The 12,880-nt window shown below is 28.5% G+C and carries 15 protein-coding genes; 4 read left to right on the plus strand and 11 right to left on the minus strand.

Annotated features, from left to right (window positions below; translation table 11 throughout):
* Window positions 1-24: 24 nt before the first annotated feature.
* Window positions 25-1,401, plus strand: coding sequence for an argininosuccinate lyase (gene argH, locus DW911_RS04875; protein ID WP_118434086.1), 1,377 nt, complete (start codon window positions 25-27; stop codon window positions 1,399-1,401).
* Window positions 1,402-1,534: 133 nt separating this feature from the next.
* Here argH and DW911_RS04880 read toward each other — a convergent pair whose 3' ends face one another.
* The 3 genes from DW911_RS04880 to argF all read right to left on the minus strand — a co-directional run bounded on the left by DW911_RS04880 (window position 1,535) and on the right by argF (window position 4,173).
* Window positions 1,535-2,350, minus strand: a complete 816-nt coding sequence (locus DW911_RS04880) for a MurR/RpiR family transcriptional regulator (RefSeq protein ID WP_118434087.1) — start codon at window positions 2,348-2,350, stop codon at window positions 1,535-1,537.
* Window positions 2,347-3,102 (minus strand): metallophosphoesterase, encoded by a 756-nt coding sequence (locus tag DW911_RS04885; RefSeq protein ID WP_118607529.1) that lies wholly within the window; start codon window positions 3,100-3,102, stop codon window positions 2,347-2,349. Before DW911_RS04885 ends, DW911_RS04880 begins: the two co-directional genes overlap by 4 nt.
* Window positions 3,103-3,180: 78 nt before the next feature.
* Window positions 3,181-4,173: an ornithine carbamoyltransferase gene (gene argF, locus DW911_RS04890; protein ID WP_118607530.1), complete on the minus strand. Its 993-nt coding sequence runs from the start codon at window positions 4,171-4,173 to the stop codon at window positions 3,181-3,183.
* A 128-nt stretch (window positions 4,174-4,301) separates the two neighbouring features.
* Here argF and DW911_RS04895 point away from each other — a divergent pair, with 128 nt between their 5' ends.
* The gene (locus DW911_RS04895) at window positions 4,302-5,786 is read left to right on the plus strand and encodes a DUF1846 domain-containing protein (protein ID WP_118434090.1); all 1,485 of its coding nucleotides are present in this window, start codon (window positions 4,302-4,304) and stop codon (window positions 5,784-5,786) included.
* Between the two features lie 25 nt (window positions 5,787-5,811).
* On the opposite strand, the gene cysK is transcribed toward DW911_RS04895, so the two are convergent.
* The 4 genes from cysK to hflX form a co-directional block, all read right to left on the minus strand.
* Window positions 5,812-6,744 carry a cysteine synthase A gene (gene cysK, locus DW911_RS04900; RefSeq protein ID WP_118607531.1) on the minus strand — a complete coding sequence of 311 codons (933 nt, stop codon included), beginning with the start codon at window positions 6,742-6,744 and terminating at the stop codon, window positions 5,812-5,814.
* A gap of 125 nt (window positions 6,745-6,869) precedes the next feature.
* Window positions 6,870-7,304: an RrF2 family transcriptional regulator gene (locus tag DW911_RS04905; protein ID WP_118434207.1), complete on the minus strand. Its 435-nt coding sequence runs from the start codon at window positions 7,302-7,304 to the stop codon at window positions 6,870-6,872.
* A 109-nt stretch (window positions 7,305-7,413) separates the two neighbouring features.
* Window positions 7,414-7,605 (minus strand): hypothetical protein, encoded by a 192-nt coding sequence (locus tag DW911_RS04910; protein ID WP_118432852.1) that lies wholly within the window; start codon window positions 7,603-7,605, stop codon window positions 7,414-7,416.
* Between the two features lie 11 nt (window positions 7,606-7,616).
* The gene (gene hflX, locus DW911_RS04915) at window positions 7,617-8,828 is read right to left on the minus strand and encodes a GTPase HflX (RefSeq protein ID WP_118607532.1); all 1,212 of its coding nucleotides are present in this window, start codon (window positions 8,826-8,828) and stop codon (window positions 7,617-7,619) included.
* A 40-nt stretch (window positions 8,829-8,868) separates the two neighbouring features.
* On the opposite strand from hflX, the gene DW911_RS04920 reads away from it, so the two are divergent.
* Entirely contained in the window at window positions 8,869-9,780 is a 912-nt protein-coding gene (locus tag DW911_RS04920; RefSeq protein WP_118432850.1) for a hypothetical protein, read from the plus strand.
* A gap of 64 nt (window positions 9,781-9,844) precedes the next feature.
* Window positions 9,845-10,249: a Fur family transcriptional regulator gene (locus tag DW911_RS04925; protein ID WP_118432849.1), complete on the plus strand. Its 405-nt coding sequence runs from the start codon at window positions 9,845-9,847 to the stop codon at window positions 10,247-10,249.
* Between the two features lie 12 nt (window positions 10,250-10,261).
* Here the strand turns inward: DW911_RS04925 and DW911_RS04930 are convergent, their stop codons facing one another.
* From DW911_RS04930 to DW911_RS11240, 4 genes are read right to left on the minus strand one after another with little or no spacing between them, the layout of a single operon-like run.
* A complete protein-coding gene (locus tag DW911_RS04930) occupies window positions 10,262-10,756 on the minus strand; it encodes an accessory gene regulator B family protein (protein ID WP_118432848.1) in 495 nt (164 codons plus the stop codon).
* Complete coding sequence (locus DW911_RS04935) at window positions 10,749-11,945, minus strand: hypothetical protein (protein WP_118607533.1); 1,197 nt, start codon at window positions 11,943-11,945, stop codon at window positions 10,749-10,751. Before DW911_RS04935 ends, DW911_RS04930 begins: the two co-directional genes overlap by 8 nt.
* The gene (locus DW911_RS04940) at window positions 11,932-12,636 is read right to left on the minus strand and encodes a LytR/AlgR family response regulator transcription factor (RefSeq protein ID WP_118607534.1); all 705 of its coding nucleotides are present in this window, start codon (window positions 12,634-12,636) and stop codon (window positions 11,932-11,934) included. The genes DW911_RS04935 and DW911_RS04940 overlap by 14 nt, the downstream gene beginning before the upstream one ends.
* 23 nt (window positions 12,637-12,659) lie before the next feature.
* Window positions 12,660-12,791 carry a hypothetical protein gene (locus tag DW911_RS11240; protein ID WP_255415284.1) on the minus strand — a complete coding sequence of 44 codons (132 nt, stop codon included), beginning with the start codon at window positions 12,789-12,791 and terminating at the stop codon, window positions 12,660-12,662.
* Window positions 12,792-12,880 lie beyond the last annotated feature (89 nt).

Consider the following 12,880-nt stretch of genomic DNA (forward strand, 5'->3'; position numbering starts at 1 on the left):
TTTTATTTTAAAGGAGGAAAAACAATGAATTTATGGGGTGGTCGTTTTACAAAGCCAACAAACCAATTAGTTTATGATTTCAATGCTTCTATTAAATTTGATCAAACCTTTGCTTTACAAGATATTAAAGGAAGTATTGCCCATGTTAAAATGCTAACAAAACAACAAATATTAACCGAACAAGAAGGAAAAGATATTGAAAATGCTTTACAAAGCATTTATCAAGAAATAGAACAAGGTCGTCTTGCTATTGATGAAAGTTGTGAAGATATTCATAGTTTTGTTGAATCTACACTTATTTCACGAATTGGCGATACAGGAAAAAAATTACATACTGGAAGAAGTCGTAATGATCAAGTAGCTTTAGATATGCGTCTTTATACTCGTGATCAAATTCAAATGATGCATACCCTTATCATTGATTTACTAAAAACGATTAATGATATCATGAAAGAACATATTGATACAATTATGCCAGGTTTTACACATCTTCAAAAAGCACAACCTATTACTTTAGCACATCATATGGGTGCCTATTTTGAAATGTTTAAACGTGATGCAACTCGTCTAGATGATATTTATCAACGTATGAATATTTGTCCTTTAGGTTCAGGAGCCCTTGCTGGTACCACTTATCCATTAGATCGTGAATATACTGCTTCTTTACTAGGGTTTGATGGACCTTGTTTAAATAGTATAGATGGTGTAAGTGATCGTGATTATCTTATTGAATTATTAAGTGCGATGTCTACAATGATGATGCATATGTCTCGTTTATCAGAAGAAATGATTATTTGGAATACGAATGAATATCAATTCATTGAATTAGATGATACTTTTTCTACCGGTTCTTCTATTATGCCACAAAAGAAAAATCCAGATATTTGTGAATTAATTAGAGGTAAAACTGGTCGTGTTTATGGTGCTTTAATGGGATTACTCACAACAATGAAAGGTTTACCATTAGCTTATAATAAAGATATGCAAGAAGATAAAGAAATGTTCTTTGATGCTTTAACAACAACTAAGGGATGTCTCCAATTATTAAGTGATATGTTAAAAACAACTTCATTTAATAAAGATAAGATGAAAGCTTCAGCTACTGGTGGCTTCACTAATGCTACAGATGCTGCTGATTATCTTGTTGGTAAAGGTGTTCCATTTAGAGATGCTCATGGTATTATTGGTCAACTTGTTTTATACGCTATTAGTCAAAATAAAGCTTTAGATGATTTAACATTAGAAGAATTTAAAAATATTTCTGATGTCTTTGATCAAGATATTTATCAAGCTATCGATGTCAACACATGTGTCAACAAACGTAATACAATTGGTGCCTGTGGTCAAGAAGCAATGAAAAAAGTAATTGAATTAAATAACCAGTATTTATCACAATATTAAAAGACGATTCGTTTGAATCGTCTTTTTTTATGAGGGTACCGGTGGATACATCCAAACCGCAACAATGAAGAATAAAAGAATTAAAATGACTCCAAGAATAAAAAACAATGATAATTTTTTTATTATTTTCATTCTATTTTCCTCCGTATTTTAAATGGTACATCGCCTCTAATACTTCAAAAATATAAGTAATAGAAAACTTACCAATAAGTGAATAATGATCCGTCCCTACTTTGACTAACATATCCACATAATCACGATAAATAAAGTCTTCTAGTTGAGTAATACATATTTTATAGGCTTTACTCTTTGCTATTTCACGCATCACATCAGGATGATCAACCATAAATCCACCAGCAATACTAGAAACAATAATGACATCATTTTCAGTTAATCTTTTTGCAATCTCTATTTGACTGGCAAGAGGATACATACCGGTACATCTTTTCCCAGAATATGTTAATTCTATTTCTAATTGCATCGCTACGGATTGAGTAAAAAAATTCCCGGCAAAGCAAATTTCATTAGCTTTATGCATACGGTCTACGATTTCTTCAAGTTGTTCAAATGAGACTTGTTGATAAGTTGATCTTAAATTTGCAATAATATTTTCAAAATGATCTTCAAACAATTCTTTCATTGTTTTGGATTCATCTTTCACTTGAGTTGGTAATTGATGATCAAATTGTAATCTTAGTGCATCACGATTAAAATAGTTTAAATTCATTGTTACATCCATTTTAAAATCAGCAAAGCTTTGATAGTTCAGTTTACGACACAAACGGCTAATTGTAGCAGTAGAAACATAGCACATTTCAGCTACATCGGTAATAGTACATCCAGGAATAAGCATGATATTTTCTAATATTTTTCTTGCTGCATCGGCATATACGTCATTAATATCTGCAGTATTGATAAAATTAATTAAACTATAAAATGCCCCTCTCATACTTCGTTTCCTTTCTTTTTAATCACATATGATTCCATTGTGTCTAAACACAAACAATTTAATTGTCCTAATTGTCCACATGCTAAACCACCATCAATACCTATTTTATTATGATATTCATCATCAAACCAGATATCATAACTTTGATTACGATTAATAAAACATACCGGTGTATGTCCAAATATATATGTCTTATTTAAATCACAAGGACTCAAATAAAAATAATCGCGAATCCATAATATAGTTTCCTCTTCTTGTTCATTTAATCCTTTTTCAGGATCTACACCAGCATGAACTAAAACATAATCTTTATGATTCACACGAATTTGTAAAAGTAAAGGCAAGCTTTTAATATAATCATATATTTGACGTAAAAAGACATTTCTAACAATTGTATAATCTAAATGTGATAAACATTTTTTATGTAAATAATCTCGAATATTCTTGATTGTTGTATCTCCACCATTTTGTTCCCATAAGTTAAACTGACAACTAGGAAAATCAAAATCATTATTTTCTATCGCTAATTTCAATGCTTCTTGCATCATATATTCATGATTTCCTTTAAGTAAAGTTATATTATCAAAATGTGAAATATAAAAATAAATATCTAAACTTTCAGGACCACGATCACAAATGTCACCTAATATATATAATTGATCATTTTCACTAAAATTAATTTTCTTTAACATTTTTTTAAATAATTGGAAATGACCATGAATATCTGATAAAACATATGTCTTGCCACTCATTTTACATCACCCATATTATCATACCATAAATAGCCAATAATATAAATTAAACACCTTTATTTAAAACAAAAAAGACGCCTAGGCGTCTTTTCCAATTGTTGCTACCATAACAGCTTTAATCGTATGCATTCTATTTTCTGCTTCATCAAAAACAACAGAATTTTTAGATTTAAATACTTCATCTTCAACTTCACGAATATCAATACCTTGATCATATTTTTCTTTTGCTAATGTTGTATTAAAATCATGGAATGATGGTAAACAATGCATAAATAAAGTATGTTCATTTCCTGTCTTTTTCATCATTTCTTGAGTTACTTTATATGGTGATAACATTTCTACTCTAGGTTTATATAAACTTTCATCTTCACCCATACTTACCCAAATATCAGTATAGATGACATCGGCATCTTTTACTGCTTCATCTACATTATCTAATACTTCAATCTTTCCACCAGACTTTTTAGCTTCTTCTTGGCAATATTGAAGAACTTCATCATCAATATGTAAATCTTTAGGACCTAAACATACAAAATGCATTCCCATTTTAACAGCACCATACATTAAACCATAACAAACATTATTACGAATATCACCAGTAAAAACAAATTTAATTTCATTTAATGGTTTGTTTAAATGTTCTTCAATAGTAAGGAAATCGGCTAATGTTTGGGTTGGATGATCAACATCAGTTAAACCATTCCATACTGGCACACCTGAATATTTAGCTAAATCTTCAACTGTTTCTTGTTTAAAACCTCTAAATTCAATACCATCATACATTCTGCCTAATACTTTTGCAGTATCTTCAATGGATTCTTTTTTCCCCATTTGTGAATTACTTAAATAAGTCACATGACCACCTTCATCTAAAGCAGCAACTTCAAATGAACAACGTGTTCTTGTTGACGTTTTTTCAAATAATAAAACAACATTCTTTCCTTCTAAATGTTTTTTTATTGTTCCTTCCTTTTTATCCTTTTTTAATTGATGGGCTAAATCTAAAAGATAACGAATTTCTTCTTGAGAAAAGTCCTTTAATGTTAGAAAACTTCTATTTTTTAAATTCATGATATATCCCCCTTATTATTGGATTTATTTTATCAAATTAAGCTAGTTTATTCAATAATGAGAAATAATTATTATTTTGTTTTCATTTTTGAACATTTCACTATAATAATGTTTGGGAGAATAATAATATGAGAAAATTAGCTTTTAGTAATGAAAAATATGTAGAATTACAATCAAAACACATTAAAGAAAGAATTAAACAATTTGATAACAAACTTTATTTAGAGTTTGGTGGTAAACTTTTTGATGATCATCATGCTTCAAGAGTTTTACCAGGTTTTCAACCCGATAGCAAATTAAAGATGTTATTAGAGTTAAAACAAGATGCAGAAATAGTCATCGTTATTAATGCCAACGATATTGAAAAAAATAAAATGCGTGGTGACTTAGGAATTACTTACGATGAAGAAGTATTAAGATTAATTGATGCTTATCATAGTGTTGGTTTATATGTAGGAAGTGTAACGATTACGCGTTATGAAAACCAACCATCAGCTAAATTATTTATAGAAAAACTTGAAAAACTTAATATTAAAGTTTTTAAACATTATCCTATTAATGGGTATCCTCATGATATTGAAAAAATTGTAAGTAAAGAAGGATTTGGTCAAAATGATTATATTGAAACAACTAAACCATTAGTCGTCATTACTGCTCCTGGTCCAGGTAGTGGAAAAATGGCTACATGTCTTTCTCAACTTTATCATGAGTATGTTCGTGGTGTAAAAGCAGGGTATGCTAAATTTGAAACTTTCCCTATTTGGAATATTCCTTTAAAGCATCCTGTAAATTTAGCTTATGAAGCAGCTACTGCAGACTTAAATGATATTAATATGATTGATCCATTCCATTTGGAAGCTTATCAAGAAACAACTGTTAACTACAACCGAGATGTAGAAATCTTTCCGGTATTAGAAGCGACATTCAAAAAAATTATGGGAACTTGCCCTTACAAATCACCTACTGACATGGGTGTTAATATGGCAGGAAAATGCATTATTGATGATGAAGTAGCAAAACAAGCAAGTTGTGATGAAATCATTCGTCGTTATTATCAAGCCAAGTTAGATTATAAACGTGGACGTGTTCAACAAAGTGCTATTAGTAAAATCGAATCAATCATGACTTCCCTTGATTTAAAAACAAGTGATCGTCATTGTGTAGCCCCTGCACTTCAAATTGAACAAGAAACCCAAGAACCAGGATTTGCTTTTGAATTGAACGATGGTAAAATCATCACTGGTAAAACAACAGATTTATTAGGTTGTGCATCAGCAGCTTTACTTAATTCATTGAAATATTTAGCGGGTATTGATGATGATGTTTTATTAATCGCTCCAGAAGTCATTGAACCTGTTTCAAAATTAAAAACTGATATTTTAAAGAATAAAAATCCTCGTTTACATACTGATGAGGTCTTACTTGCCCTCTCTATTTCTGCAACTCACAGTGAAAATGCAAAAAAAGCTCTAGCAGTTATTCACGAATTAGAATATGCTCAAGCTCATTCATCAGTCATTTTATCTGATGTTGATAACGAAGTATTAAGAAAACTAAAAATTCAATTTACATGTGAAGCTAAATTTGAAGCTAGTAAACTTTATCATAAGTAAAAAAATCCACATTTCGTGGATTTTTTTATTCTTGAATAAGTGGTGTAGACATATAACGATCGCCACCATCTGGTAATAAGACAATAATTGTTTTACCTTTATTTTCTTCTCTTAAAGCTAATTGTTTTGCTGCTGTTAATGCAGCTCCTGATGAAATACCTACTAAAATTCCTTCTGTTTTAGCAATTTCTTTTCCTGTAGCAAAAGCATCTTCATTAGAAATTGTAATCACTTCATCATAAATTGCAGTATCTAATGTTTCTGGTACAAATCCAGCACCAATCCCTTGAATTTTATGAGGACCAGCTTGACCTTTTGATAAAACTGGTGAACTTTCTGGTTCAACAGCAACAACTTTTACATTTGGATTTTTTTCTTTTAAATATTTACCAATACCAGATATTGTTCCTCCTGTACCTACTCCGGCAACAAAGATATCTACTTTACCATCAGTTTGATCATAAATTTCTGGACCAGTTGTTTTATAATGTGCAATTGGATTAGCTGGATTTTCAAATTGTCCTGGAATAAAACTGTTTGGAATTTTTTCAGCTAAAGCTTTAGCTTTGGCGATAGCCCCTTTCATTCCTTCACTACCTGGTGTTAATACTAACTTGGCACCATAAGCTTTCATTAAGTTTCTTCTTTCAACACTCATTGTATCAGGCATTGTAATAATAATTTTTAAACCTAATGATGTTGCTACTGCAGAAAGCCCAATTCCAGTATTTCCTGATGTTGGTTCAATTAATGTAGCCCCTTCTTTAATTAACCCTTTATCTAAAGCATCTAATACCATTTCTTTAGCAATTCTATCCTTTACTGAACCAGCGGGATTAAAATATTCTAATTTTGCTAAAACATCTGCTTTTAAATCATCTTTTTTAATAATTTTATTTAATCTAACTAGTGGTGTATTTCCTACTAAATCTACAAAACCATTTTTAATATCTGCCATAATAAGCCCCTTTCATTTTTATCCTTATTTCCTATAGGATTACTATGGTATTACTATAATACTTTTTATCTTAGATGTCAACTCATATGATTATGTTTAATAAAAAAAATGTGTATAAACACATTTTAAATGACATAGTCCCAAACTTTATTTTTGCTCATTTCCACCAAATCTTCTAATGTATAAGATTCTAAATAATCAATAATCACTTTATTTAAACCTTCATAAAAAGATATTGTCGGACAAGTTCCATAACGTGGACAAGTATTTTCTTCATCTTCCAAGCATGCTACACATGCAATCTTTCCTTCAACGACTTCTAATATTTCTTTTGGTGTATATTGATTAGCCGGTTTAGCTAATGAATATCCTCCTTGAGGACCTCTTGTACTTTTAATTAGTCCTGCTTTCCCTAATGGTGAAGCAATTTGTTCAAGATATTTAATCGAAATATCTTGTCTTTTAGATACATCCTTTAAAGAAACATGTCCTTGTTCTTGATGTAAAGCAAGATCTATCATAAGTCGTAAAGCATATCTTCCTTTTGTTGAAATCTTCATTTAATCACCTTCTTTTTTTACTATATCATGTTTTTTTCTCCTTGTCACCATAATTTCATAGTAATTCGATATGAATTAATAAAAACAAAATAAAAAAGCACATATGTGCTTAGTTAATAATATTATCTTTACTATGATCAGAGTGAAACATTTCTTTAATTTGTCCTTGTGATTTAGAAATCATGAGTTGTATTTGTTTTAATGTTTCATCTGTTGTAAGTAATTGATAGGCTTCTTCTTCATCTGATGCTTCAACAGCAATAGATAAATCTAAACGAAATAGTTTTTTATCTGGATTCATCATTAACCTCCTTAATGTTTTGATATATATTGTCTATAAGGTTGTATTTCTTTCCTTTTAGCTTCTACTTTTATATAAATACTCTCCTGTAAATACTTGAATTCTACCACCAAACAATGATGATGTAAATAGTTAAATACTTCTCCATCCTCATAAGGAATATTTAATTCATAAACTTCATAATCTTTAAATAGGATATGTGAGATTTCATTTTCTAATTCATCTAAACCTTTTTTATCTTTTGCACTAATATAAACACATGGTTCTTGAGGTGGAAACCAAACTCGATTTAAATCAATTTTATTATAAACATAGATAACCGGTGTATCAACAACTCCTAATGAGCGAAGTACCTCATTTGTTGTATTGATATGTTGCATATAGTTTGGTTGCGAGATATCAATAACATGTAATAATAAATCTGCTTCTTTAACTTCTTCTAATGTAGAACGAAAAGCTTGAACCAAATGATGTGGTAAACGATCAATAAAACCTACTGTATCTGTTAACAAGCAAGGATGGTGATGAATAGAAATATGTCTTGTTGCAGTTTGTAAGGTAGCAAATAGCATATCTTGTTGCAATACTTTTTGTTTATCTTCTAAACAAAAAGCATTCATGAGAGTAGATTTTCCACTATTTGTATAACCTACTAAGGCAATAACTGGCATATCATTTTGTTTTCTTCTTTGTCTTTGAGTTTGTCTTTGCTTAACGATATTTGCTAACTCTTTTTTTGCTTTTGTTAGTTTTCTTGAAATAAGACGTCGATCTAGTTCAATTTGTTTTTCACCACGTCCTCTAAATCCTGAACCACCTTGTTGATGTGATAAATGTTCTTGCATTCCAATTAAACGAGGTAATAAATAAAGATAACGAGCAATTTCTATTTGCAACTTAGCTTCCTTTGTTTTTGCTCTTTGATCAAAAATTCTCAATATTAAATCAGTTCGATCTGTCACTTCTATACCTAAAATATCTGTTAAATTACGAATTTGTAAAGGTGATAATTCATCATCAAAAATAATCATATCTTGATCTGTTATGTTTCTTTTTATTTCTTGTACTTTACCTTTACCAATATAAGTTGAAACATCTATTTTTTCTCTTTTTTGAATAAATTCTTGATCAACATCAATATGGCAGGCTTGGCATAACGCTTCAAGTTCTACTAACGATTTCTCTTCATTTTGAAATTGTACTTGTACCAGTATGGCCTTCATTCTCTCACCTCTTGTTCTATTCTATCAATTAGGAGTCATCATGAAAAGATACAATTATTATTTTACTTTAATTCTTGTCATCTTTATGACAGTTTTTGCTTTTTTTAAAATGTTCACTATTGTAGATTTATCTAAACAGGTGATTACCATTGTTTATACAAATCTACTCCCTTCACTACTTCCATTTATGATTTTAACATCCCTATGTTTAAATCTCGGTTTATTAGATATTTTAGGCTTCATCATTCAAAAACCTTTTTATTCTTTATTTCATCTTACACCAATGATGTCCTCACTCTATTTTATTTCATTTTTTTGTGGTTATCCAACAAATGTCAAATTAATCAGAGAAGCCTATTTACTTCATTATATCAATATTAATGAATTACAACACCTTTTACACATTTGTTCATTTGCATCCCTTTCATTTATCTTTGTCTCCTTAAAAAACAAATATTCTTTGATTATATATTTAAGTCATATTCTTCCTAGTTTATTATTTGCTTTATTTTATCGTCATCCAAAACAAACTCTTTCACTTCATCATGCTTTAAAAACAATCAAAGAACCTCATCTCAATTTTGTTTTAGCCTTTAAAAAAAGTATTATTTCAAGTATGTATGCATTTATCTTTATTTTAGGTTATATGCTTGTCTTTCAATTTCTAAGTTATTTTTTAGGTTCGTTTATTCATTCAACTTTAACCATTGAATTATTACAAGGATTGATGGAATTTAGTAGTGGTTGTTTAAGATTAGTTCACCAACCCCTCAATCCATTTCTTATTTCTTGTATTTGTTTTTTCCTTTCCTTTAGTAGTCTTAGTGTTATGATGCAATGTGATAACTTGTTAGAAGATATTCCCTATAATCACCAATCTTATTTTAAATTTCGTTTGTTACATGGTATTTGCAGTTTTTTAATTTGTTATGGCATACTGGTTATAAGTTAGAATTGACAAAATGAGGAAATATGGTATACTGCAATTAGGAACGATTACTAATAAGGAGATAACTTTGCCTGCAAAAACACGTTATTCAAAACAGCGAGAAATCATTTATCATAATTTACTTAATCGTCATGATCATCCTACTGCAGAACAGATATATCAGGATTTAAAGCAAGATTACCCTCACCTTAGCATGGGAACGGTATATCGTAATTTAGGTTATTTAGTTGATCATCATATGATTCGTAAATTAGATTTTGGTGAACAAGTTGTTCACTATGATGGTAATACAAATGACCATTATCATTTTATATGTAAAAAGTGTCATCATATTTATGATATTCACCATGATCATCATGATGCCTTATCCTCATCTTTACAATCTATGGTCGAGCATCATATAGATTTTATTGATCTTGCTATGTTAGGAACTTGTAAAAATTGTATGGAAAAAGAAAAGGAAATAAGTTAAAACTTATTTCCTTTATTTGTATCGTATCAAAAAAGACAAGATATTTTGACATATGCTTATCATGGCCGGAAATAAACATATATTAAATAAATATCCTAAAACCAATTCTATTATAATAATCAATCCTACTCTTTTTTGTAATTTTACTTTTTGTCTGTTAAAAAACAGATAGACAACTAATAATACTAATATAAAAACAACATAAAACAATGTATATTGTTTGTAATAGTTGATTAACAAACCAAAAAGATAAACCAGATTTGTTGTACAAAAACAAGATACCATTTTTTTACAATGATACCCACCTAGTTGACTTCTTAAAATTGTAAACATAAACATCCAAAGTAATGTATAAACAGATTCTTTAAATATAAATCCTTCTATAAGAATACATAAATAAACAAATCCATTAAATAAAAAGACAGATTGTCCATATAATAATACCTCTAGATCATCTTGATCTTCACCAAAAGTACGATAAAGTTTACTTAATAATCGATTATTCATTATCTGAATCTCCTAATAAAAATCTAGCTATATAAAGATCGTTTTCATGCTGATAGCGACTTTTAATAAGCAAATTTAAGTGTTGTAATAAAAATTGATCGTATTTATAAAAATCTTCTTTACTATACATTTCTACTAAAAAATAAACCCCTTGATCTTTAATATGTAGCGTAATGCTTTTATTATCTTTAATATAATTTAAAATTGAAACGATATGATTAATAAAAGCAATATCTTTATATTTATCCCCTGGTAATAATGAAATTTGTGGTTTAATTAAAATATGTCGTTCAATTAATTCATTGATTTTTATTGAAACAATCATATCAAAATAAGGATTGTTTGTACTAAAAAGTTTACTTGTCATTTCTCTTTCATGTTCAAACTGATCGATAATCTTTAATGCATCTTCATTATGATCATTTTCGGCTAACTGCTTTAACTTTTTCATAACATAAAATAAACGATGATTAGTTTGATATGTATCAAAATGAATATTTTTTATTAATTCTACGCCTTGTTCAAGATAATAAATTTTTTGTGTTTTCTTTTCAAAATCCATTTTTTCTTTATATAAACTATTTAAATAGACCATGTAGACTATATTACATAAGAAGACAATTGCTAATCCACATAACATATGAATAAGTGTCAACTTATCAGAATCATCAGACACTAATCTATAACTACCTAAAGAAAATGTGATCATAATAGTCATTTCACTAACAATAACACAAAAATACTTTTTATCATTTAAAGATATTTGTGACTTTTTCAATTTTAAAATAATAAACGAAATTATAAATAATAGTATTTTAGATAATAAACCTATACAGAAATATATTTGAAAAGAGGATAATGATAAAAACGCCAAAACTTTTACAAGAATAATATGTGTGATTAATACTGACATATTAATCAATGTACCATATAAACCAATAACAAAAACATCATTAAATTTTAATTGTCTTTTTATAGAATAAACAACAATATTGTTGATAATAAAATGTGTTAATGTTATTTCAAAACCATCCCACCCAAACATATCAAAAGAAACTTCCACCAAGAATATAGCTAAATAATATAAAATTATATTCTTTTTTATTTTGGGTAAACTAAAATAAGCGATGATAAAATAAACAATAATTAAACTTTCGATAAAATCAAATAATAATCTAGATGCCGCCATTCATTAAATACTCCTGAAATATTTCTTGAAAATCTTTTTTATAGTTTCTTCCAATATTAAGCACATCGCCATTACTTAAAGATACAGTATTACTTGAAACACTATATAAATAATCCATATTAATTAAAAATGAGCGATGAATTTGAACTAGCTTATTTGATTTGATTTCCTTTTTTATGTCTTGCATTGATTTAGATATTGTATAAGTTTCCCCGATAATTGTTTTAATATTAAGCTTATGTCCAACAACTTCAATATAAACAATATCCTTCAATCGTAAATTTACTTTTTTACTACGTGTAGTAAAGGCAATCATATAATGATCGTTATAATGTTTAACAAACATTTTTTCAAACAATTCATAATCCTCATCGAAACATTCTTTTCTAATAAAGAAGAAAGGTTGAACGGTAAGAGATTGAAATACTAAACTATCATCTGCAGTAACAAAAACTAAAGCAGTATCTGGATAGCGCTGCTTTAATTCATCAGCTAATTTCATTCCATCATATTCATTTAAATGAATATCGATAAAAATCAGCCCGTAATTACGAGAAAAATCAATACTTTGAAAATTATCATTATAGGCTTCTATTGATAGTTTTAAAAATGTTCCCAGTTGTCCTTTTAAAACAATTTCTTTTAATCTATCAATAAATTCTAATGAATCCTCTAAAATCAAGACATTCATTATTTATCCTCCCCGTAAATCACTTATTTTTTTAAATGTTCTAATTGTTTTGGACATTCATGTTCATAATATCCTAAATAAGACATAGATGAAGCACTAACAAAAGCTACACCTTTAATGAATGAAAAATATTTTCTCACTAAACATTTTAACATAATCCCCACCTCCTATAAAACTAATTTATACAAATTTCAACACAGAACGTATTATTTTTCTTCAACAACCATCATTGTTCCTAGAAAGC

Origin of the sequence: Erysipelatoclostridium sp. AM42-17 (assembly GCF_003480255.1) — a bacterium.
Lineage (GTDB): Bacteria > Bacillota_I > Bacilli_A > Erysipelotrichales > Coprobacillaceae > Faecalibacillus.